18 protein-coding genes are annotated in these 21,005 nt (G+C 72.3%); 7 read left to right on the plus strand and 11 right to left on the minus strand.

The annotated features are described in order from the left end of the window. Positions 1-2: 2 nt before the first annotated feature. From ACZ4EF_RS08585 to ACZ4EF_RS08595, 3 genes are all read right to left on the minus strand, one after another. Positions 3-875, minus strand: coding sequence for a carbohydrate ABC transporter permease (locus ACZ4EF_RS08585; protein WP_467503476.1), 873 nt, complete (start codon positions 873-875; stop codon positions 3-5). Then, positions 872-1,873: a carbohydrate ABC transporter permease gene (locus tag ACZ4EF_RS08590; protein WP_391045789.1), complete on the minus strand. Its 1,002-nt coding sequence runs from the start codon at positions 1,871-1,873 to the stop codon at positions 872-874. Before ACZ4EF_RS08590 ends, ACZ4EF_RS08585 begins: the two co-directional genes overlap by 4 nt. A gap of 377 nt (positions 1,874-2,250) precedes the next feature. Beyond that, positions 2,251-3,555, minus strand: a complete 1,305-nt coding sequence (locus ACZ4EF_RS08595) for an ABC transporter substrate-binding protein (RefSeq protein ID WP_391163195.1) — start codon at positions 3,553-3,555, stop codon at positions 2,251-2,253. A gap of 388 nt (positions 3,556-3,943) precedes the next feature. Here ACZ4EF_RS08595 and ACZ4EF_RS08600 point away from each other — a divergent pair, with 388 nt between their 5' ends. Both ACZ4EF_RS08600 and ACZ4EF_RS08605 read left to right on the plus strand, forming a co-directional pair. After that, a complete protein-coding gene (locus ACZ4EF_RS08600; protein WP_391118899.1) occupies positions 3,944-6,997 on the plus strand; it encodes a discoidin domain-containing protein in 3,054 nt (1,017 codons plus the stop codon). A gap of 138 nt (positions 6,998-7,135) precedes the next feature. Next, positions 7,136-8,188: a LacI family DNA-binding transcriptional regulator gene (locus ACZ4EF_RS08605; RefSeq protein ID WP_401308294.1), complete on the plus strand. Its 1,053-nt coding sequence runs from the start codon at positions 7,136-7,138 to the stop codon at positions 8,186-8,188. A 565-nt stretch (positions 8,189-8,753) separates the two neighbouring features. Here ACZ4EF_RS08605 and ACZ4EF_RS08610 read toward each other — a convergent pair. From ACZ4EF_RS08610 to ACZ4EF_RS08625, 4 genes are all read right to left on the minus strand, one after another. Continuing rightward, positions 8,754-9,458, minus strand: coding sequence for a 4'-phosphopantetheinyl transferase family protein (locus ACZ4EF_RS08610; protein WP_467503479.1), 705 nt, complete (start codon positions 9,456-9,458; stop codon positions 8,754-8,756). Continuing rightward, positions 9,455-10,321 carry a metallophosphoesterase family protein gene (locus ACZ4EF_RS08615; protein ID WP_467503481.1) on the minus strand — a complete coding sequence of 289 codons (867 nt, stop codon included), beginning with the start codon at positions 10,319-10,321 and terminating at the stop codon, positions 9,455-9,457. The genes ACZ4EF_RS08610 and ACZ4EF_RS08615 overlap by 4 nt, the downstream gene beginning before the upstream one ends. A 211-nt stretch (positions 10,322-10,532) precedes the next feature. Continuing rightward, positions 10,533-11,726 (minus strand): thiolase family protein, encoded by a 1,194-nt coding sequence (locus tag ACZ4EF_RS08620; protein ID WP_467503483.1) that lies wholly within the window; start codon positions 11,724-11,726, stop codon positions 10,533-10,535. 143 nt (positions 11,727-11,869) lie between these two features. After that, the gene (locus ACZ4EF_RS08625) at positions 11,870-12,316 is read right to left on the minus strand and encodes a MarR family winged helix-turn-helix transcriptional regulator (RefSeq protein WP_391163189.1); all 447 of its coding nucleotides are present in this window, start codon (positions 12,314-12,316) and stop codon (positions 11,870-11,872) included. A gap of 88 nt (positions 12,317-12,404) precedes the next feature. Here ACZ4EF_RS08625 and ACZ4EF_RS08630 point away from each other — a divergent pair, with 88 nt between their 5' ends. Beyond that, positions 12,405-12,812 (plus strand): VOC family protein, encoded by a 408-nt coding sequence (locus tag ACZ4EF_RS08630; protein ID WP_355341747.1) that lies wholly within the window; start codon positions 12,405-12,407, stop codon positions 12,810-12,812. Positions 12,813-12,991: 179 nt separating this feature from the next. Here ACZ4EF_RS08630 and ACZ4EF_RS08635 read toward each other — a convergent pair whose 3' ends face one another. Both ACZ4EF_RS08635 and ACZ4EF_RS08640 read right to left on the minus strand, forming a co-directional pair. Next, positions 12,992-13,462 carry an RNA-binding S4 domain-containing protein gene (locus ACZ4EF_RS08635; protein WP_355341744.1) on the minus strand — a complete coding sequence of 157 codons (471 nt, stop codon included), beginning with the start codon at positions 13,460-13,462 and terminating at the stop codon, positions 12,992-12,994. Between the two features lie 357 nt (positions 13,463-13,819). Continuing rightward, positions 13,820-14,575 (minus strand): SDR family NAD(P)-dependent oxidoreductase, encoded by a 756-nt coding sequence (locus tag ACZ4EF_RS08640; protein WP_391045812.1) that lies wholly within the window; start codon positions 14,573-14,575, stop codon positions 13,820-13,822. A gap of 207 nt (positions 14,576-14,782) precedes the next feature. On the opposite strand from ACZ4EF_RS08640, the gene ACZ4EF_RS08645 reads away from it, so the two are divergent. Next, the gene (locus ACZ4EF_RS08645; protein ID WP_355341738.1) at positions 14,783-15,670 is read left to right on the plus strand and encodes a LysR family transcriptional regulator; all 888 of its coding nucleotides are present in this window, start codon (positions 14,783-14,785) and stop codon (positions 15,668-15,670) included. A 43-nt stretch (positions 15,671-15,713) separates the two neighbouring features. Here ACZ4EF_RS08645 and ACZ4EF_RS08650 read toward each other — a convergent pair whose 3' ends face one another. After that, the gene (locus ACZ4EF_RS08650; RefSeq protein WP_467503486.1) at positions 15,714-16,997 is read right to left on the minus strand and encodes a phosphodiester glycosidase family protein; all 1,284 of its coding nucleotides are present in this window, start codon (positions 16,995-16,997) and stop codon (positions 15,714-15,716) included. A 333-nt stretch (positions 16,998-17,330) separates the two neighbouring features. Here ACZ4EF_RS08650 and ACZ4EF_RS08655 point away from each other — a divergent pair, with 333 nt between their 5' ends. The 3 genes from ACZ4EF_RS08655 to ACZ4EF_RS08665 all read left to right on the plus strand — a co-directional run bounded on the left by ACZ4EF_RS08655 (position 17,331) and on the right by ACZ4EF_RS08665 (position 19,985). Next, positions 17,331-18,113 carry a hypothetical protein gene (locus ACZ4EF_RS08655; protein WP_467503488.1) on the plus strand — a complete coding sequence of 261 codons (783 nt, stop codon included), beginning with the start codon at positions 17,331-17,333 and terminating at the stop codon, positions 18,111-18,113. A 38-nt stretch (positions 18,114-18,151) separates the two neighbouring features. Beyond that, positions 18,152-19,159, plus strand: coding sequence for a phosphotransferase family protein (locus ACZ4EF_RS08660; RefSeq protein ID WP_467503490.1), 1,008 nt, complete (start codon positions 18,152-18,154; stop codon positions 19,157-19,159). Between the two features lie 184 nt (positions 19,160-19,343). After that, on the plus strand, positions 19,344-19,985 hold the full coding sequence (locus ACZ4EF_RS08665) for a hemerythrin domain-containing protein (protein WP_355341726.1): 642 nt from the start codon (positions 19,344-19,346) through the stop codon (positions 19,983-19,985). Positions 19,986-20,061: 76 nt separating this feature from the next. Here ACZ4EF_RS08665 and ACZ4EF_RS08670 read toward each other — a convergent pair whose 3' ends face one another. Then, the gene (locus ACZ4EF_RS08670; protein WP_355341723.1) at positions 20,062-20,982 is read right to left on the minus strand and encodes a zinc-binding dehydrogenase; all 921 of its coding nucleotides are present in this window, start codon (positions 20,980-20,982) and stop codon (positions 20,062-20,064) included. Positions 20,983-21,005: the final 23 nt, after the last annotated feature.

Consider the following 21,005-nt stretch of genomic DNA (forward strand, 5'->3'; position numbering starts at 1 on the left):
GGTCATCCCTTCATGGCCCCCTGCATGATGCCGTCCAGGATTTGACGGCCCATCAGCAGGAAGACCGCGATGATCGGCAGGCTGGAGACGAGCGCCCCGGTGAGCACCAGGGAGTAGTCCTGGATGTAGCCGCTGGCCAGTTCGGACAGCGAGAGCTGCACCGTGGGGTTCTGCTGGGTCATGACCACCTTGGGCCAGTAGAAGTCGTTCCAACTGGCCATGAAGGTGAGCATGCCGAGCACCGCCATCGCCGGGCGGGCGGCGGGCAGTGCGATGTGCCAGTACAGGCCCCGGGTCGTGCAGCCGTCCATCCGGCCCGCGTCGAGCAGTTCGTCGGGGATGGCCGTGACCAGGTACTGCCGCATGAAGAACACGCCGAAGGCGTTGGCGGCGGCGGGCACGATGAGCGCCTGGAGGTGGTTCGCCCAGTGCAGCCAGTTCGCCATCATGATGTAGAGCGGGATGATGCCGAGCTGGGTGGGGACCATCATCGTCGCCACCACGGAGCCCAGCAGCGGGCTCCGGCCGGGGAACCGCAGCTTGGCGAAGGCGAATCCGGCGAGCGTGGAGGTCAGCACCACCGAGACGGTGACGGTGCCGGCCACGATCAGCGAGTTGACCAGGGCCAGTTGCATGTCGGCCTGGTCGAACGCCCGGCGCAGGTTGGACAGGAGGTGGCTGCCGGGCAGCAGCGCGGGCGGCACCTGGCTGAGCGCGGCGTTGTCCCGCGAGGCGGCGACCAGCGTCCAGTACAGCGGGAAGACCGAGAGTCCGACGACGACGGCGAGCGCGACGTAGACGCCCTTGCCGGCCGAGAGCTGACGGTCCCGGCCGGACCGGCGGCGGGGGCGCTTGGTGAGCGGCAGGGCGGTCATGCGGCCTCGACTCCCTTCATGCGGCGGGCCAGAAGGAAGTTGACGGCGACGATCACGACGATGACCAGGAACATCGCCCAGGAGATCGCGGCGCCGTAGCCGTATTTGAACTTCCCCCAGAACTGGTCGTACGAGTACAGCGCCATCGTCTGGAACTGGTGCTGCGAGCCGCCCGCCATCGGGGTCTGGCTCGCGCTGAACAGCAGTGGCTCGCCGAACATCTGGAGCGCGCCGATGGTCGAGGTGATGACGGTGAACAAGATGGTGGGGCGCAGCACCGGGATGGTGATGGACCTGAACTGCCGCCACCGGCTGGCCCCGTCGATCGCGGCGGCCTCGTACAGCTCGAAGGGGACGGCCTGCATCGCGGCGAGGTAGATCAGCGCGTTGTAGCCGGTCCAGCGCCAGGTGACGATGGTGGAGATGCCGATCCAGGAGGACCAGGTGCCCGCCTGCCAGTCGGTGTGCGGGACGCCGAAGAGGCCGAGGAACCAGTTGACCAGGCCGAAGTCGCGGCCGAAGAGCTGGACGAAGATGATCGTGACGGCCGCGACCGAGGTGACGTTGGGCAGCAGCACGCCCATCCGGATGAAAGTGCGGCCCCGCAGGCGGTAGTTGAGCAGGTGGGCCAGGCCCAGCGCGAGCAGCAGTTGCGGGACGGTGGAGAGCACGCCGATGCCGAGGGTGTTGCGCAGCGCGTTCCAGAAGAACTGGTCGTGCAGCAGGGTGCGGTAGTTGTCGAGACCGACGAAGGTGTGCCTGCTGCCGTCGGTGTCGGCCCGCCAGGCGGTGAGCGACACATACGCCGTGTAGAGCAGCGGGAACAGGCCGAAGACGCCGAAGACGAGGAAGAACGGCGAGATGTAGAAGTACGGCGACAGGCGCCGCTCGGCCCGGTGCCAGCGGGCCCCCTTGGCGGGGGCGAAGTCGGGCGCCGCCTTTCCGGGCGAGGGATTGTCCTGCGAGGCGGCGGGCGGGGTGCCGGTCGAGACGGCCATGCATCTGCTCCTGGTTGGTGGCCGGCGGGGGGTACGCGGTGGGCGGGGAGTGGGAAGGGTGCGCAACCCCCGCCGGCCCGTCGAGTGGCGCGAGCGGCCCGGAACGGGTACCTCGGGGCGGTCAGGGACCCGGAGGATCTGAGGACCTCACGTTCGGGGCCGGCTCCCGTCGTGCCCCACCGTCCGCGCGGCCCGCTCGGGACAGCGGTCCGCGCGGACGGCGGGATCCGGTGGCCGCCCGCCGCGATCCGGCGGCCACTTCGGTCCGGGAGTCCGGGCTCGGGGCCCGGCTCCGGGACGCCGGAAGGGTGGTGCCGGGACCGGCGGGTCATGGGCGGCGCGAGCGGCGCCCGGCACCCGTGCCCGCCGGCCGGGCACTACTCGCCGATGTTCTTGATCTCGGCGTTGGCGTTGCTCCACGCCTTGTCCACGCTCGCCTTGCCCTGTTCGACCGAGACCAGGGCGTTGCCGTAGATGTTGCCGATGTCGGCGCCGTGCGGGCCGAGCGGCTGCGGCTTCAGGTTCTTCGCGGAGTCGGAGAAGATCTTGCCGGTGGGCGCGCCGTTGAACATCGGGTCGGTGAGGTTCGCGATGTCGGGCGAGGTCCACAGCGCCTGGTCGGAGGGGAAGAAGCCCTTGTTCTTGAAGAGCCAGGCTTCCTGGGTGGGCGCGGTGAGCCACTTGGCCAGCTCGACGGCGGCCTTGGTGTGCTTGCCCTGCTTGGGCACCGTCAGATAGGAGCCGCCCCAGTTGCCGCCGCCGCCGGGGATGGTGGCGATGTCCCACTTGCCGCCGTCGGCGGGCGGGTTGGCCTTGAACTCGTAGCTCATCCAGGCCGGGCAGGTCACGGTGGCGAACTGGCTCTTGCGGAAGCCGGTGTCCCAGGCGGGGGTGAAGGCGGCGATACCGGCCGACTCACCGTCCTTGATGGCGCCCGCGACCGTGTCGAACGCCTGCTTGACCGCCGGGTTGGACGCGGCGACGACCTTGCCGTCCGCGTCGTAGAACGCCTGCGGCGCCTGGGCGGTCATCGCGGAGAAGACATTGCTGCCCGCGTCGAACCACTTGACCTTCTTGTCCGGGCTCTTGGCGAGGAACTGCTTGCCGGTGGAGAAGTAGGAGTCCCAGCTCGACACCAGCGAGGAGACGGCCTGCCGGTCGGTGGGCAGCCCGGCCTTCTGGAAGAGGTCGGCGCGGTAGCAGAGCGCCATGCCGCCCATGTCGGTGCCGAGGCCGAAGAGCGAGGAGCCGTCCCGGCTGGAGGCGGGGGCGGTCTTGGACGGCACCCACTGGTTCTTGTCGACGCCCTCGTCCAGGAAGTTGACGAATTTGCTCGCCTCGGACTGGAAGCCCGCGACCTGGCCGATCTCGATCGCCTCGATGTCGGCGGTGCCGCTGCCCGCGACCAGGTGCGCGTGCAGGTTCTGGTGGTGGGCGCCCAGGTCGGCGCGGTTCTCCTTGATCGTGATGTTCGGGTGGAGCTTGTGGTACTGGGCGTAGAGGTCCTTGTAGCCGAAGTCCGAGAACAGGTTCACGGTGAGCGTGGTCTTGGCGTTGGCGTCGTCGCCGGAACCGGACTTGGACGTCGAGTCGCTTCCGCAGCCGGTGGCCAGGAGCGCGGCGGCCAGTACGGCGCCCCCTCCCGCGAGCCACGTCCTGCGTCTGTTTCCTGTGTCGCTCATGGGGACTTCCTCGGATTTCTCGGTCTCTGGGCGGACGGGCGGGGCGGCCGGAGGGACCCCGGGGCAGGCAGGAAAAGAACGCTTGGAGAGCGCTCTCCCAATGCCGGTACATTCACGCCCCGCACGGGCGTGTGTCAAGACCCGGTACTCCGATCCGCACCGGATACGCACGTTCCGACGGTGAACAGACCTGCCGATTCAGGATGTTAGAGGGCATAACGAGCGGGACATGTCGTCATCTCGTGTCCGATGCCTTGACACCCCGGAAACCGGGACGCAACCATCTGCCCACTGAGAGAGCGCTCTCCCGCATGCTCCATGCCCCGGAACCCGCCGTCCCGGAGAGCCGCACCCTCCCTCCCTCACCTCCCCCCGCAGGAGAATCGGCATGAGAGCCTCACACTCACCGACCGCCCGGTTCAGATCCCTTCCACCGTCGCTGCGCGCGGCCCTTCTGGTGCTCCTCGCCATGGGCCTCGCGCTGTACGCGCTCGCCGTCCCCACCACGGCCGCGCACGCCGCCGACACCCTGCTCTCGCAGGGCAAGCCCGCCACCGCGTCCAGCACCGAGGGCGCCGGTTACCCGGCCTCCGCCGCGGTCGACGGCGACGCCGGCACCCGCTGGGCCAGCGCCTGGAGCGACCCGCAGTGGCTCCAGGTCGACCTCGGCGCCACCTCCACCGTCAGCAAGGTCGTGCTGAACTGGGAGAACTACGCGACGGCGTACCAGATCCAGGTCTCCGACACCGGCACCGGCGGCTGGACGACGATCTACTCCACGACCACCGGCACCGGCGGCACCCAGACCCTCACGGTCAGCGGCACCGGCCGGTACGTCCGGATCAACGGCACCGTGCGCAACAACGGCTACGGCTACTCGCTGTGGGAGTTCCAGGTGTACGGCACCGCGGGCTCCGGCGGCACGGGCGGTACGACCGGCGGTGACAACGGCGGTACGGGCACGCCGCCGCCCGGCAACTGGACCACGGTGTGGAGCGACGACTTCACCGGCGCGGCCGGCACCTCGCCCAGCGCCGCCAACTGGATCACGGACACCGGCACCGCCTACCCCGGCGGCCCCGCCAACTGGGGCACCGGCGAGGTCGACACCGCCACCAACTCCCCCGCGAACGTGGGCCTCGACGGCAACGGCCACCTCAACCTGACGGCCCTGAAGTCGGGTACGGCCTGGACGTCCGGCCGGATCGAGTCCAAGCGGACCGACTTCGCGGCGCCCGCGGGCGGCCAGCTCCAGATCTCCGCCACGCTCAAGCAGCCGGATCCGGCCAAGGCGCTGGGCTACTGGCCGTCCTTCCGCGCGATGGGCGCCGCCTTCCGGGGCAACCCCGGCGCGTGGCCGGCCGTCGGCGAGAGCGACATCATGGAGAACGTCAACGGCCGCTCGCAGCTCTCGGCGACCCTGCACTGCGGCACCGCGCCCGGCGGCAACTGCGACGAGTACAACGGCAAGACCAGCGGCCTGGCCACCTGCTCCGGCTGCCAGACCGGCTACCACACGTACTCCGAGATCATCGACCGCACGAAGTCCGACGAGCAGATCCGCTACTACCTCGACGGCAAGCAGATCTGGCAGGTCAGCGAGTCGCAGGTCGGCGTCGCGACCTGGGAGGCGGCCGTGCACCACGGCGTCTTCGTGGACTTCAGCCTCCGGATCGGCGGCTCCTACCCCAACTCCGTCTGCGGCTGCACCTCTCCGGCCGCCGACACCTCCTCCGGCGGCGCGCTGAGCATCGACAACGTGACGGTCTCCCAGATCGCCGCGGGCACCGTGCCGACCCCGCTCACCGACCCGCCGGTGCCGACCGGCGCCAGCGACGTGCACGTCACGGGCGGCCAGGGCAACTGGAAGCTGACCGTCAACGGGGCGCCGTACACCGTCAAGGGCATGACCTGGGGTCCGTCCAACGACACGGCGAACGCGCACATGCGTGACCTGAAGGCGATGGGCGTCAACACCGTGCGCACCTGGGGCACCGACGCGGGCACCAAGCCGCTGCTGGACGCCGCCGCGCAGTTCGGTCTGAAGGTGGTCAACGGCTTCTGGCTCAACCAGGGCGCGGACTACGTCAACGACACGGCGTACAAGACCAACACGCTCAACGACATCAAGAACTGGGTGACGACGTACAAGAACCACCCGGGCGTGCTGATGTGGGACGTCGGCAACGAGGTCATCCTCACCACGCAGGACCACTACTCGGGTGCCGCGATCGAGCAACAGCGCATCGCCTACGCGAAGTTCGTCGAGCAGGTGACGCAGGCGATCCACGCGATCGACCCGAACCACCCGGTGACGTCGACGGACGCGTGGACCGGCGCGTGGCCGTACTACAAGCAGTACACGCCGTCGCTCGACCTCTACGCGGTCAACTCCTACGGCGCGGTCTGCAATGTGAAGCAGGACTGGATCAACGGCGGTTACACCAAGCCGTACATCGTCACCGAGACCGGCGAGGCCGGTGAGTGGGAGGTGCCGAACGACGCGAACGGGGTGCCCACCGAGCCGACGGACATCCAGAAGCGGGACGCGTACCTGTCCGCGTGGAACTGCATCTCGGGCCACACCGGGGTCGCGCTCGGCGCCACGATCTTCCACTACGGCAACGAGAACGACTTCGGCGGCGTGTGGTTCAACGTCCGCCCGGCGAGCTGGAACCGGATGATGTACTACTCGGTGGCGAAGGACTACGGCGGCACGCCGCAGGCCAACACCCCGCCGGTGATCAGCTCGATGACGGTCGGCAACAGCGGTTCCGTCCCGGCAGGCGGCACCTTCGACGTCTCGGCGTCGGCGACCGATCCGGACGGCGATCTGATCCGGTATCAGCTCATGTACTCCACCAAGTACGTGGACAGCGGGACCGGTCTGCAACAGGTCACGTTCACACAGACCGGCGACGGCAGGTTCACGGTGACCGCGCCCAAGACGCTCGGGGTGTGGAAGGTGTACGTGTACGCCTTCGACGGGCACGGGAACGTGGGTATCGAGACCAAGTCGTTCCGCGTGGTGGCGCCGACGGTCGGCGGTACGAACGTGGCGCTCGGCAAGCCGACGACCGCGTCCTCGTACCAGCAGACCGGCAACGGGGCGCCGTTCCCGCCGTCGAACACCACGGACGGGCGCTGGGACACCCGGTGGGCGACCGACTGGACCGACGCGCAGTGGCTGCGGGTCGACCTCGGGCAGACCACCGCGATCAAGCACATCCAGCTCGGCTGGGAGTCCGCCTACGGGAAGTCGTACCAGGTGCAGGTGTCCAACGACGGCAACACGTGGACGGACATCTACAGCACGACCACCGCGACCGGCGGCGTGGAGACGTTCGACGTCAACGGGTCCGGCCGCTATGTGCGGCTGAATCTGACGCAGCGCGGCACGGCCTACGGGTACTCGCTGTACGAGTTCGGGGTGTACGCGTGACCCGGGTGACCGGGGCGCGCGGTTGAGACCGGGGCGGGGCGCGGCGGGCCTGTGGGGGGCTGCCGTACCCCGCCCCATCTGCGTGTTGTCCGACCAGGACTTAGGGAGAGCGCTCTCCGTGCGTGGTATAACTGGACCATGACGAGCAGCCGTCCTGCCGGGCCCCGCCTGCCCACACTGGAAGACGTCGCGCGGTCCGCCGGGGTGTCGCGGGCGACGGTGTCCCGTGTGGTCAACGGGACGCGCAATGTCGATCCGGAGATCCAGAAGGTCGTCCAGGAGGCGGTCGAGGCGACCGGGTACATCCCCAATCGCGCGGCCAGGTCGCTGGTCACCCGGCGTGCGGACTCGGTCGCGCTGGTCTTCTCCGTGCCCGACCACCACGCGGCCGACGACCCCTTCCTCGGGCAGGTCTTCAGCGACCCGTTCTTCGGCCGGATAGTGGGCGGGCTGCTCACGGTGCTGCGCCCGCGCGGCGTGCACCCCTTGCTGATGCTCGCCGACTCCGAGAAGGCGCGGCGCTCGCTGGTGCCGAATCTGCGGCAGGAGCACATCGACGGCGTGGTGCTGGTGTCGATCGCGCCGGGCGACCCGCTGCCGTCCCTGCTCACCGAGGCCGGGCTGCCGACCGTGCTGTTCGCCCGGCCGGCCACGCCGATCCCGATCAGCTTCGTGGACGTCGCGCAGCAGGCGGGCGCGAAGCTCGCCGCCGAGCACCTGCTGGCCCGCGGCTGCCGCCGGATCACCACCATCGCGGGCCCGGCCGACTCCCCCGCGGGCCAGGACCGCCTCGCGGGCTTCCGCGAGGCGATGGCCGAGCACGGCTACGCGTACGTCCCCAGCGTCGAGGGCAGCTTCACGCAGGAGGGCGGCGAGCGGGCGATGAAGCAGTTGCTGTCCGAACAGCCCGACACCGACGGCGTGTTCGTCGCCAACGACCTCATGGCCCAGGGCGCCCTTCTCGTCCTGCGCGACCACGGCCGCCGCGTGCCCGACGACGTGGCCGTCATCGGCTTCGACGACAGCAGCGCCGCCCTGTCCTCCCGCCCCCTGCTCACCACCATCCGCCAGCCGGTCGAGGACATGGCCGCGGAAATGGCGAAGCTCCTGATGGCCCTCATCGACGACCCCGCCCAGCAGACCCGCTCAGCGATCTTCAAAACAACCCTGATCCCCCGCGAATCCGCCTGACGGCGGAGGTCATCAACCGCGCCCGCCCCCACCCCCCGCAGCGGCCTGCGCCCGCGCCCGCCGCGATTCCGCCCGACGGCGCAGCCCGTTGGGCGCGCACCAGCGCTCGGTACCGGCACTCCGCCGCAGGCCACGTCACGGCACAAGTCGGTGGGCCGAGCCGGCCCGCCCGGCGGCTGTCGCACGGACGCCCAGCGGCGGTACGCCTGACGGCAAAGGTCGCGGGTCATTCCGGCCCGGCCCAGCACCCGTCGCACGGACACTCCGCCGCAGGCCGCATGACGGCACCGGTCGGTGGGCCAGTCCGGCCCGCCCCCGCGCCGGACGGCGCTCGCGTCCACCACGAATCCGCCGGACTGCGGGGGGCGTTGAGCGTCTGCTGGGACTCGGCCATCCGGCAGCGATCGTACGGAACTCAGCGGCGAAGGCCGGTGGGCGGATCGGGGCGGGGGGTCGGCGGGGTTCCGGCGCTGGCTCGGCGGACGGGGCGCCTTGGCGGAATTCCGGGCTGGGCCGCCAGGCCGCGCACGGGCCCGGCGGGCGAGGGGCCGGGGTGTCGCGGGGGTCAAGCGGCAGGCGTAGCGGTTGGGTTGGGGACGACGATCGCCGTGGTGACGAGGCCGTTGCGGGTGGTCCAGCGGCCGGTGAAGATGTCGGGGCCGATGTCCTCGGCGAGGAGGGGGCCGGGGATCAGGAGGCGGGCGGTGTAGCCGCCGCGGTCGGGGGCGTCGGGGTCGCGGGTGAAGAGGAGTTCGGCCTCCTCGAAGCCGAGCATCTTGCGGTGGAAGGGATACCACGCCTTGTAGACGGTCTCCTTGGCGCTGAACAGCAGCCGGTCCCAGTGGATTTCGGGTGCTTCCTCGCCCAGCCGCTCCAGCGCGGCGGCCTCCGCGTCGGTGGCGGTGACGACCTTGAGCACCCCCTCGGGCAGCGGTCCGTGGGGCTCCGCGTCGATGCCGAGGGTGTGGACGTCGGAGGTACGGGCGACCGCCGCGGCACGGTAGCCGTCGCAGTGGGTGATGCTGCCGACGACGCCGGCCGGCCAGACCGGCGCGCCCCGGTCGGGGTCGCGCGGGATCGGCCCCGGCGCGATCCCGAGCCCGGCCAGCGCGGCGCGGGCGCAGGCGCGGCCCGCCGCGTACTCGGCGCGGCGCTTGGCGACCGCCTTGGCGACGGCCGCGGCCTCCTCGGGGAAGAGCGGCGCATCGTCGAGTTCCGCGCCGTACACGGCCCGTGAGCGGACGGCGGCGGGCAGCAGGTGCTCGATCACCGGCGGACGCCCTGACGTCCGGCCAGTATCCGCCGCGGCCCCGCGGGCCCGGTGTCGCGGCGCCCCCACTCGCGCGGGTAGCCGAGCGAGACCTCGGTGAAGCGGACGCCGTCGCGCCACATCACGCGCGGGATGTGCAGATGCCCGTAGACGACCTCGGCGGCCCGGAAGCGGGTGTGCCACTGCTCGGTCCGCTCGGTGCCGCACCACAGCGCGAACGACGGGTAGCGCAGGATGCGCGTCGGATCGCGGTGCAGCGGGAAGTGGTTGGCCAGCACCGTCGGCAGCGCCGGGTCCAGCGCCTCCAGGCGCGCTTCGGTCTCGGCCACCCGGACCCGGCACCAGTCGTCGAGGCCCGGCAGCGGGTCGGGGTGCAGGAACCGCTCGTCGTTGCAGATCACGCCGAGGTCCCGCGAGTGCGCCAGCGCCTCTTCCTTGGTGGTGGCACCGGGCGTGCCGTCGCGCCACGTGTAGTCGTACAGCAGGAACATCGGCACGACCGCGACCGGCCCCCGCTCGCCCTCCCACAGGGGGTACGGGTCCTCGGGTGTGATGACGCCGAGGCGGCGGATCTCCTCGACCAGGTGGCGGTAGCGGGCCTCGCCGCGCAGTTGCACCGGGTCGTCCGGCGGGGTCCACAGCTCGTGGTTGCCCGGCAGCCAGATGACGGTGGAGAAGTGCTGCTTGAGCGTGCTCAGCGCCCAGATGATGTCCTCGGAGTTCTCGGCGACGTCTCCGGCGACGATCAGCCAGTCCTCGTCCGTCCCCGGCCGCAACTGCTCCACGATGAGGCGGTTGGCCGCGTAACCGACGTGCAGGTCACTGATCGCGAGTAGCTGCGCCCCGCTGCCGGGGCCGGTCAACGTGCGTCAACTCGTCCGCTAAGTGGTGTAGGCACGCGATCGATTGTCCCAGACGGCGGCGGACGGCACCGGGCTTTCGGGTCCGCGGGCGGGTGTCACGGAGGTGGTTCCCGTCACCCTCGCCGCCGTTTCGCCCGGGCGGCGGCACCGTCGCACCGACACGGATCGAGCGCGAGTCCGTCGCGCGTCCGCGTCACCGCTCAGTCACCGCTCAGTCGCGGTCGACCAGCACCGCCGTGCCCTGGCCGACCCCGACGCACATGGTGGCCAGGCCCCGGCGGGCGCCGGTGCGGTTCATCCGGTGCAGCAAGGTGGTGAGGATACGGGCGCCCGAGCAGCCGAGCGGGTGGCCGAGGGCGATGGCGCCGCCGTCGGGGTTGACCAGTTCGGGGTCGACGCCGAGTTCGCGCACGGAGGCCAGCGCCTGGGCGGCGAACGCCTCGTTGAACTCGGCCTCCTCGACGCTGTCGACGGTCCTGCCGAGCCGGGCGAGCACGCGCCGGGTCGCCGGGACCGGCCCGACGCCCATGACGTCCGGGTGCACTCCGGCGCTGGCCCCGGCCGCGTACCGGCCGAGGGATTCGAGTCCGAGGTCGCGCAGCGCCTCCTCGCTGACCAGCAGCAGCCCGGCGGCGCCGTCGTTCATCGGCGAGGCGTTGCCCGCGGTGACCGTCCCGGTGCCGTCCTTGCGGAAGACCGGCTTGAGCGCGGCCAGCCGCTCGGCCGTGGTGTCCTCGCGGATGCACTCGTCCCGCGTGACGACCACGCCGTCGGGCCGGGTGACGGGCAGGATCTCGGCGTCGAAGAGGCCCTTCCCACGGGCCGCGGCGGCATTGCGGTGGCTGCGCAGCGCGAAGGCGTCCTGGTCGGCGCGGCTGACGCCGTACCGCGTGGCGACCTCCTCCGCCGTCTCCCCCATCGCCAGCACGCCGTGCAGTTCGCGCATCCGGTCGTTGGTGAGCCGCCAGCCGAGCCGGGTGTCGTACGTCGGCATCGTGTGCGGCAGCGCGTCGTCGGGGCGGGGCAGGACGAAGGGGGCGCGGCTCATCGACTCGGAGCCGCCCGCGACCACGATGTCGGCCTCGCCCGCCGCGATCATGCGGGCGGCGGCGGTGACGGCTTCGAGCCCGGACGCGCAGAGCCGGTTGACGGTGGCGCCGGGCACGCTGTCCGGCAGGCCCGCGAGCAGCACGGCCATCCGCGCCACATTGCGGTTGTCCTCGCCCGACTGATTCGCCGCGCCCCAGTAGACGTCGTCGATCCTGGCGGGGTCGAGCGCGGGCACGCCGTCCAGCAGACCGCGCAGCACGGTCGCCGCCAGGTCGTCGGGGCGGACCGTGGAGAGCGCTCCCCGCAGCTTCCCGATGGGGGTGCGGCGGGCGGCGGCGAAGTGGACAGGTCGCATCGCGTGCTCCTCCTGGCGGGACCCGATGGTGCGGGTCGGGCGGCCCCGGGCGTGGGTACGTACCGCCCCCGTAAACTAGCACCGCAAGTTTACGGGGGCGAGGGCCGCTCCCAGCACACCCCAGCCCCGCCGCTGCCGCGGTCTCACCGTCCCCCGGCGGGCAGCCCGTCGTGCACCCGCAGCAACAGGGCGTGCAATTGGGCCCGTTCGCGCGCGTCGAGCGGGGCGAGCACGTCGTCCTGTACGGCCTCGGCGCGGGCGGTGAGCGCGGCGAGGCGGTCGCGGCCCGCCGGGGTGAGGGCGACGCGGACCCGGCGGCGGTCGGCCGTGTCGCGGGCGCGCTCGACGCAGCCGGACGCGGCCAGTTCGTCGACGACCTTCACCATGTCGCTGGGGTCGACGCCCAGCCGCCCTGCCAGCTCCCGCTGCACCTGCGGGCCGAAGTCGGCGAGCGCGGCGAGCACCGCCATGTGCCACAGCCGCAGACCCTCGTCGGACAGTTCGGCGGCCAGCCTGCCGCGCGCGGCCTTGCCGGTCTTCGACAGCAGATACGTCGTGAGGGCGGCGAGGGTGGGCGGTGTTCCGTTCATGGACCTCATTGTAGGCTGACACCAATGATGGGTCAGCACCTATGATCCCGTCACTCATCATCCCGTACGCACCGAGTGAGGTCTCCCGATGGACGCGCTCCACCCGCGCCTGCTCGTCGGCCGGTTCGCCGACACCTTCCGCTTCTACGACGCCGTGCTCCCCGGTCTCGTCGGCGCCGCGCTGACCCGCGGCGGCGAGAGCGGCCCCTACGCGAGCTGGGACGTCGGCGCCGAGGGCGTCCTCTCCCTCTTCGACCGGGCCGCGATGGCCGAGGTGACGGGCGGCACCGGCCTGCCCGCCGACCCGCCGCCCGCCCGGGACCGGGCCGTGCTGGTCAGCCGGGTGCCGGACGTCACCGCCGGGTACGAGCTGTGCCTGCGGCACGGCGGACGGCCGGTCGCTCCCCCGGCCGACCGCCCCGAGTGGGGCCCGTCGATGCGGACCGCGCATCTGCGCGACCCGGACGGCAACCTCCTGGAACTCCAGTCGTACTGATCCGGCGTACGGCCGGTCCCGCCGGGGTCCTCAGCCGCCCAGCACCGCTCAGTGCGCTCAGACGCTCTGAGCCATCAGCCAGGGTCCGACGCAGGACTCTCGCGGGTCACACGGGCGCCGCTCAGCCGTCCGCGGGACGCCGGGAACCCCTCACCCGTCCGCGGGACCCCGCCCACTCCTCAGCCGTCCGCGGGACGCCGGGCGCCGCCGCGCGGACGCGGGGTCCCGCCGGGCCGGCCGCCGTCGCCGGGCCGCGCGCTGCCGTGCAGCAGCCGTTCCAGCTCGCGCCGGTCGCGCTTGGTCGGCCGTCCGGTGCCGCGGTCGCGCAGGCCCAGCGCCAGGACGTCCTCGCGCGGGGGCGGTGGCGGGCTGTTGTCCACGAAGCACTCGGCCGCCGCGGGCGCGCCGACCCGCTTGCTCAGCACCTTGGAGACGACCACGATCCGCTCACGGCCCGCATGGTGCAGCCGTACCTCGTCGCCGACGCGTACGGCCTGGGCGGGCTTCACGCGCTCGCCGTTCACCCGGACGTGTCCGGCCCTGCACGCCGCGGCGGCGATCGAGCGCGTCTTGGTCAGCCGGACGCACCAGATCCAACTGTCCACCCGTACGCTCCCGCCGCCCGCGGGCTTCCCCTCGTCACCAGCCATGCCTCCGAGCCTACGACGTGGTCCGCTCCCGTCACCCCTGGTTTCCCGCTCACCTGGGCGGACGGCTGCGGGGTGCGGGGCGCAGCGTGAGGGTGCTGGTGCTGGTGCTGGTGCTGGTGCGAGTACCGTCGGTGAGACCGGTCCCGTGACCGAGGAGGCGGCGCCGCCCGCTCCGAGTGTGCGTCAGCGCAACATCGTGTTCGGCACGATCATGCCGGGGATGCTGCCGGCGGCGCTCGACCAGACCGTCGTGGGCACGCGGACACCGCCCGCCGCATCCTGGACAGCGCGGACACCCGGCTCGACGCGGCGGGGGCGTCCGCTCGGCCGCGTGACCGCCCGGGCGCGTTCGAGCGGTCAACGGCCCAGCATCGCACCGCCGTTGACGTGCAGGATCTGTCCCGTGGTGTACGCGGCCTCGGGCGCGGCCAGGTGCTTGATCGCGGCGGCGATCTCGCTGGGCCTGCCGGGGTTGCCGGTGAGCGTCTGGGCGACGCGGGAGGCGATGAACCCCGGGGTGCCGCGGTCGCCGAAGAACTCGGTGTCGCCGACGAAGCCGGGCGCCACCGCGTTGACGGTGATGCCGTCCTTGCCGAGCCGCTGGGCGAGTTCGAAGGTGTAGGCGTGCACGGCCGCCTTCGCGCCGCCGTACGAGCCGGGGCCGCGTACCGCCGCGATCGAGGACAGGTGGACGATCCGCCCGCCGGGCCGCCGTACGGACGGCAGCAGCGCCTCGGTGAGCAGGACGGCCGTCAGGACGTTGGCGGCGAAGTTGCGCCGGTAGCCGTCGGCGATGCCCTCCAGGGTGCCGTCGTCGTCGAAGGCGGCGTTGCCGCCCGCGTTGGTGACGATGACGTCCACGGGGCCCTCGGCGGTGATGAACGCGGCTGCCGCGCGCACCTGTTCCGGCTCGGTGAGGTCGGCGGCGAAGAGGTCGACGCGCCCCTTGCCGTACTCCTCGTTCAGCTCCTCGGCGGCGGCGCGCAGGACGCCCTCGCGGCGGCCGAGGACGGTCACCCGGTCGCCGTCGGCGGCGAAGGCCGCCGCGGTGGCCCGTCCGATTCCGGTCCCGCCGCCCGACACCACCACGCGACGCTGCTGCTGCTCTGCCACGGTCCCCGCTCTCCGCCTCACTCCGAGGCGTTCTTTCATCTGAATAGCAGTCACATACGGGCACGACGCTAGGCAGCTCGGGCGGGCGGTGTCAACCGACTTCCCTGACGCGGGCGGGAGGATCAACTCCACTTCATGGAATGATCGTTAAGTACGATTTAACAGCGCGCTCACACATGCCTCGACGGCACCAGGAAGGGGGCCTGCATGGAGCGGTACGAGATGGAGACGTTCCTGACCCTCGCCGAGGAGCTGCACTTCGGGCGGACCGCCATGCGGCTGCGGGTGACCACGGCCCGGGTCAGCCAGGTGATCAGCAAGCTCGAACGCCGTGTCGGGGCGCCGCTGTTCGAGCGCACCAGCCGCAGCGTGGTGCTGACCCCGATCGGCCGGCGCCTCCACGACGACCTGCGGCCCGCGTTCGAGCGGCTGGAGGCGGCGCTGGCGACGGCCGTGGCCGAGGGACGCGGGGTGACCGGGCTGCTGCGGGTGGGCTTCGTGGGCGCGGCGGCGAGTCAGCTGCTGGTCAGGGCGACCGAGCGGTTCCGTACCCGGCATCCGGGCTGCGAGGTGGAGATCCGCGAGGTCCAGATGACCGAGGCGCTGGAACGGCTGCGCGCCGACGCGCTGGAGGTGCTGATCGCCTGCCTGCCGCTGTCGGGCCCGGATCTGGCCAACGGTCCCGTGCTGCTGTCGGAGCCGCGCATGCTGGCGGTCCCCGCCACGCATCCGTTCGCCCAGCGCGGCACGGTCTCGGTGGAGGATCTGGCGCGCACCGAGGTGCTGCAAGCGCCGTGCTCGCTGCCCGACTACTGGCGCGAGCCGGGGACGCCGCAGCAGACCCCGGCGGGCCTGGCGATCCCGGTCGGCCGCTCGGCGGCGACCTTCCAGGAGGTGCTGACCCTGGTCGGGGCGGGCCAGGGGGTCTTCCCGGTGGGCGCGCACGCCACCCGGTTCCCCGCCCGCCCCGACGTCGTCTACGTCCCCTTCCACGACACACCGCCGCTGGACTGGGGTCCGGTGTGGCGGGCGTCCCGCGCCACCGCCAGGATCCGCGCCTTCACCGAGGCGGCGGCGGCCGACCAGATGGCGTAGCGCCGTACCCGGCCGTGCCGACGGGCCGCCGCCTTGCGTACGGTCAGCGGGCGTAGACGGCCACGAAGTCGCGGGTGGCCTGGGTGTAGTAGCGGTCCGGCGGGTCCTCGAAGTCGAGGATGTTGGTGGGTTTCGGGTCGGCCGGATTCTTGCCGCTGTCGTAGGACATGAAGGACGGCCACGCGCGGTTCATGTCCAGCGGCATGGCGCGGACCGCCCCGGCGTGCTGCATCAGTTCGGCGAGGGTCCGCGCGGACAGGGCCTGGCCGACCACCATGATGATGTCGCCCTGTGCGGTGATGCCGACGCCCGAGCGCTCGACGAACATCTTGCTCTGGTCGGTGACACCCCACTTGGAGTCGTCGCCGATGTCGGACACCACCCGGCCGTCGTCGACCATCAGCTCCAGGCACTGGCGTACGCCGACGACGTCCTTGGTCATGTGCACATCGCGGCCCCAGACCCCGATGCGGATCGAGCCGTCCTTGTAGAAGACCTCGGACGCGGTGCCGTCGCGCAGGTCGCCCGCCGTCTGTCCGTTGAGGTAGAAGCCGCCGCGCGAGCCGCCGTCGGTGACCCGGAAGCCGCCGTTCCAGGTGGCGACCAGACCGGTGCGCTGTCCCTTGGGGATGTTGGGCGGTACGGAGAAGGTGCCGCCGGGCTCGCGGAATCCGGGGTGGAGCTGGAAGCGCGCGTGCTTGCCGCTGATCCAGGCGACGGCCGCCTCGTACGAGGTGTGGTCGCCGTCCGGCCTGACGTACGTCCCCTGGACGATCGGCTGGCCGTGGGCGCTGGACAGGGTACGGAAGACGCCCTCGCCCGGCAGGCCGGGGGTGACCAGCGGGCGCATCGGGGCGCGCAGCGGGATGACCGGCGCCGCGGGGGCCGCGGGCGCTCCCTCCGGGGCGGTGCCCGCGGCGGTGGTGGCGGGCGCGGTGGCCTTCATCCGGGCCAGCGCGTCGGCCGACAGCGAGCCGCCGACCTTCGGCGGGTTCATCTTGTACTGGACGTCCTCCAGCTTGTTGACCACGAAGCCCAGCTCGTGGTCGCGGGCCCACTCGGCGAGCCTGGCCACGTTGCTGTCCTTGCCGGGGTAGGTCAGCGCCTGGCCGACCGACCAGCCCACGGTGCCGACGCACACCACGCAGACGCCGAGCGCGCCGCGGGTGACCAGCCGGCGGCGGCGGAGCTGCGTCGGGGTCAGATCCCGTTTGTGCTTCCACGGCAGCAGTCGTCTGCGGCGCGTGCGTCCGCCGCCGTCCGCCGCTTCCGCGGAGTCGGCGCCGTCGCGCGGTTCCGCGATCCGGCCGCCCGTCTGCTGGGTCATGACACTCCTCGCCCTCGCTCCTGCCGCCCCTGTCGCCTGCGCGACCCGGGGAGACTTTTAAGCATATTTTCAGACACTATGACCGTTGTGCGACCAGCCCAATCACGGCACGCCCGGAACCACCCGACCGCCGGACCCTTCTGACGGCCGATCAGCGGTGCGGGGGTCCTGAAGGCGGGCGCGTACTCCACCGGGAGCAGCGCGACCGCCTCCCGCGCGACGACGCGGCGCGCCCCGCCCGCCGCCTACCGTGAGCGCGTCCCGGCCGCGCCGCGTCCGAGACTCCCCGGCCGGGAGCGCCGCCGGGGCCCCCTCGGTCAGGAGTCCCGCGCCATGTCCGCCACGGCAGCAGCAGTCGTCCCGCCGCCCGGCCGCCTCCCCGTGCGCGGCGCCGAGCGGGCGGCGTACGCGGTCGGCGCCGCGCTCATCGTGTCGGGCCTGTTCCACCTGGGAGTCTTCGCGGTGGACGGCGGGCCGTGGGACGGCCCGGTCTCCTGGCGCAAGCCCTTCACCTTCGGGGTGTCCTTCGGCCTGACCCTGATCGCGCTCGCCCGGGTGACCTCGTACGTGCGGATCGGCGAGCGGACCCGCTCCACGCTGCTCGCCCTCTTCGCGGCCGACTGCGTCCTGGAGGTCGCGGGGATCACCGTGCAGGCGTGGCGGCACGTGCCCTCGCACTTCAACGTGGAGACGCCGGTGAACGCCGCCGTCGCCATGTCGCTGGCCGTCGGCGGCGCGCTGCTCGTCGTGGTCCTCACCGCCTTCGCGGTCGCCGCCTTCCGCACCCGGCCCGCCGGACCCGCCGGAATGCCGCTCGCGCTGCGCGCCGGATTCGCGCTGCTGCTGGTCGGCCTGCTCTCGGGCGCCGCGATGATCGCCCACGGTGTCGTCGACACCAGGACCGGCGACCAGCAGGCCGCGTACCACTCGACCGGCGCCCTCAAGCCGCTGCACGCAGTGAGCCTGCACGCGGTCCTCGTACTCCCCGCGCTGGCCTGGCTGTTGGCCCGTACGCCCTGGTCGGAGTCCGTCCGGCGGCGGATCGTGCTCGCCGCCGTGTGGGCCTACGCGGCCGCCGCCGTGGGCGCGCTCGGCTGGGGACTGGCGACCGCGTAGGGTTCGGCCCCACGGAAGGCGACCACGGGGAGGGGCGGATGGCACCGCTGACGCGGGACGACACGGTGACCGGAGCGCTGGAGCGCGCCGGAATCCCGGCGGCCGGGATCGCCGGACACGCGCCGCTCCAGGGCGGCACGTACAACGCGATGCACCGCGTCGAACTCACCGACGGCGCCGTCCTCGTGCTCAAGGTCCCGCCGCCGTCGCGGGTCCCGAAGCTCGGCTACGAACGCGAACTGCTGCGCGGCGAGGCCCGGTTCTACGAGGGCGCCGCCACGGCGGGGGTGCCCGCGCCGCGCGTGGTGCACGCCGAGTACGACGACGGGAGCGAACAGGCCGCTCCCTTCCTGCTGATGACGCACTGCCCCGGTGTCACCTGGTCGGCGGCGGGAGAGGCCGCGGAGGGCGTCGGCGAGGCCGAGCGCGCGCGGCTGTGGCGGGAGACCGGCGGCCTGCTGGCCCGGCTGCACTCGGTGCGCGGACCGGCCTTCGGCTACCCGGCGCAGACCCTCGCCCCGCTCGACTCCCGCTGGCGGCCCGCCTTCACGGCCATGACCGACGCCGTCCTGGCCGACGCGGAGCGGTACGGACCCTGGCTGCCGCTCCCGGTCGCCGAGATCCGCGCCGCGCTGGCGACGGCGGCGCCCGTGCTCGACGAGATCACCGAGCCCGCGCTGGTCCACTTCGACCTGTGGCCGGGCAACATCCTGCTCCACGGTCCCGCCGGCGCCCGTACGGTCAGCGGTCTCATCGACGGCGAGCGGATGTTCTGGGGCGACCCGCTGGCGGACTTCGCGTCGCTGTCGATCGGGCGCGACGACATCGAGCGCGACTCCGCCTTCCTCGCCGGATACGGCGCGGGCGGCGGGCGTACGGACTTCGACGCGGCGGCCCGGCGGCGGATCGCGCTGTACCGCTGCTACCTCTTCCTGATCATGCTCGTCGAGGTGGTGCCGCGAGGGACCGGGGGTGAGCATCTGGCATGGGTGAGGCAGTACACGGGACCGCGGCTGGAGGCGGCGCTGCGGACCGCGGCGGGGTGACGTGCCGGGCCCCGCGACGAGGGGCCGCGGCCGAAGTCGGCCTCCTTATCGCGAGGTTCGCCCCGATCGGCGCGGAAGTCGCCGCCGCCGCGGGCCTCGGGGTTCCTGAGGAGGAAGCACCGTGACAGGCGTCGGTGCCACCATCTGACCACGTACCCGCGCACGCACTCATCAGGAGGCACGCATGAGTACCTACACCCCGTCGGATGCGCAGTCCCGGCTCGACTTCACCATGATGTACGCGGTGCACGACGCCTTCCGGCGCGACCTCGGCAGGCTGGTCACGGCCGCCGACCACAAGGCCGGGAGTCCGCGGGCCTTCAAAGAGGGCTGGAAGAACTTCACTTACTACTTGGACATCCACCACACCGCCGAGGACACCACCTTGTGGCCCGCCATGCGCGGGCGGATCGGAAGCGACCCCGAGCGGGTCGCGCTGCTGGACGCAATGGAGGCCGAGCACGCGGTGCTCGATCCGCTGATCGCGGCGGTCGATGCGCGGCTCGCGGCGGGTGACACGGCCGGGTTGAGCCAGGACGTGGAGCGGCTGCGGGACGCGCTGACGGCGCACTTCGACCACGAGGAGGACGCGGGGCTGCCGCTGGTGGGGGCCGTGGTGACCGCCAAGCAGTGGGACGCCTTCGGGGCGGAACAGCGCAGGCAGGTGGGGACGAAGGGGGCGGCGACGTTCTTCCCCTGGCTCCTGGATTCGGCGCCGGCCGCGACCGAGCAGAAGGTGCTGGCGCTCGTTCCGCCGCCCGTGCGCTTCCTCTTCCGCAAGACCTGGCGGCCCCGCTACGAGAAGCAGTCCCCCTGGGCCAAGTAGCCCCTGCCGCTGACACGTTCACCGCGCGGAGGTCGCACGATCCCTCCGCGCGGTGAACATCCGGGAGCTGCCCGGGTCAAAGGGCCAGCACCACCTTGCCGTTGACCTGACGGCGGTCCAGACACCGCAGCGCGGGCGTCGGATCGGTCCATGAGCCGACCAGGGCGACCTGGGGGTCCAGCCGGTCCTCGGTGACGAGTTGGAGCAGGAAGGCCAGGTCGTGGCCGACGTCGTGGCGGGTGATCTCGTCGAAGAGGAAGACGTAGTGGAGGCTGACACCGGGCCGGGCGCGCCCCCAGTCGCGGGGAAGGCGTAACTCGGCCCGCGCGGTGTTGCCGTAGACGACCACGCTGCCGCCGGGGGCGACGGACTCGAAGGCCCAGGTCAGGACGGAGCCGCCGCAACTGTCGAGCAGGATGTCGACGGGCACGCCGGGGTCGGTGCCGTAGGTCGCGACGACATCGGCGCCGAGGGCGGCGAGACCGGTCGCGCGGTCCGGGGAGCCGACCCAGGCGATCACGTGGGCGCCCGCGGCGGCGGCGAGCTGGACGGCGGCCCGGCCGACTCCCCCGCCCGCGCCGGTGATCAGTACGGTGCGGCCGATCAGACGGCCGGCCCGCTGGAGGGCGTAGAGAGCGGTGAGGCCCGCGACGGGAAGGGCCGCCGCGGCGGCCCAGTCGACGGCGTCGGGCAGCCGGGCGAGCCTGCGGGTGTCGAGGGCGACGCGCTCCGCCCAGCCGTCGCGGTCGGCGAGGCCGACGACGCGGGTGCCCGCGGCCGGGCCCGATCCGTCGGCCGCCGGGCGCAGTACGGTGCCCGCGACGTCCCAGCCGATCCGGGAGCCGGGGGGCAGCTCGTCGAGCACGGACAGCTCGCCGCGGTTGACGGCCACCGCGCTGACCGCGATCAGGGCCTGTCCGGGCAGCGGTTCCGGCTCGTCGACCGGGTCGAGCCGGAGTCGGCCGTCCGCGTTGTCCGTTGTGACCAGGGCTTTCATCAGCTACCCGCCTTCTTCGTCAC

This window comes from Streptomyces sp. NPDC025721 (assembly GCF_055558595.1).

Excerpts from the sequence above, each read along its gene's own strand:
- ACZ4EF_RS08605 (WP_401308294.1), top strand. The coding sequence starts at position 7,136 with ATGACGAGCAGCCGTCCTGCCGGGCCCCGCCTGCCCACACTGGAAGAC.
- ACZ4EF_RS08660 (WP_467503490.1), top strand. The coding sequence starts at position 18,152 with ATGGCACCGCTGACGCGGGACGACACGGTGACCGGAGCGCTGGAGCGC.
- ACZ4EF_RS08600 (WP_391118899.1), top strand. The coding sequence starts at position 3,944 with ATGAGAGCCTCACACTCACCGACCGCCCGGTTCAGATCCCTTCCACCG.
- ACZ4EF_RS08670 (WP_355341723.1), bottom strand. The coding sequence starts at position 20,982 with ATGAAAGCCCTGGTCACAACGGACAACGCGGACGGCCGACTCCGGCTC.
- ACZ4EF_RS08620 (WP_467503483.1), bottom strand. The coding sequence starts at position 11,726 with ATGCGACCTGTCCACTTCGCCGCCGCCCGCCGCACCCCCATCGGGAAG.
- ACZ4EF_RS08585 (WP_467503476.1), bottom strand. The coding sequence starts at position 875 with ATGACCGCCCTGCCGCTCACCAAGCGCCCCCGCCGCCGGTCCGGCCGG.
- ACZ4EF_RS08590 (WP_391045789.1), bottom strand. The coding sequence starts at position 1,873 with ATGGCCGTCTCGACCGGCACCCCGCCCGCCGCCTCGCAGGACAATCCC.
- ACZ4EF_RS08655 (WP_467503488.1), top strand. The coding sequence starts at position 17,331 with ATGTCCGCCACGGCAGCAGCAGTCGTCCCGCCGCCCGGCCGCCTCCCC.
- ACZ4EF_RS08650 (WP_467503486.1), bottom strand. The coding sequence starts at position 16,997 with ATGACCCAGCAGACGGGCGGCCGGATCGCGGAACCGCGCGACGGCGCC.
- ACZ4EF_RS08635 (WP_355341744.1), bottom strand. The coding sequence starts at position 13,462 with ATGGCTGGTGACGAGGGGAAGCCCGCGGGCGGCGGGAGCGTACGGGTG.
- ACZ4EF_RS08630 (WP_355341747.1), top strand. The coding sequence starts at position 12,405 with ATGGACGCGCTCCACCCGCGCCTGCTCGTCGGCCGGTTCGCCGACACC.
- ACZ4EF_RS08665 (WP_355341726.1), top strand. The coding sequence starts at position 19,344 with ATGAGTACCTACACCCCGTCGGATGCGCAGTCCCGGCTCGACTTCACC.
- ACZ4EF_RS08625 (WP_391163189.1), bottom strand. The coding sequence starts at position 12,316 with ATGAACGGAACACCGCCCACCCTCGCCGCCCTCACGACGTATCTGCTG.
- ACZ4EF_RS08645 (WP_355341738.1), top strand. The coding sequence starts at position 14,783 with ATGGAGCGGTACGAGATGGAGACGTTCCTGACCCTCGCCGAGGAGCTG.
- ACZ4EF_RS08595 (WP_391163195.1), bottom strand. The coding sequence starts at position 3,555 with ATGAGCGACACAGGAAACAGACGCAGGACGTGGCTCGCGGGAGGGGGC.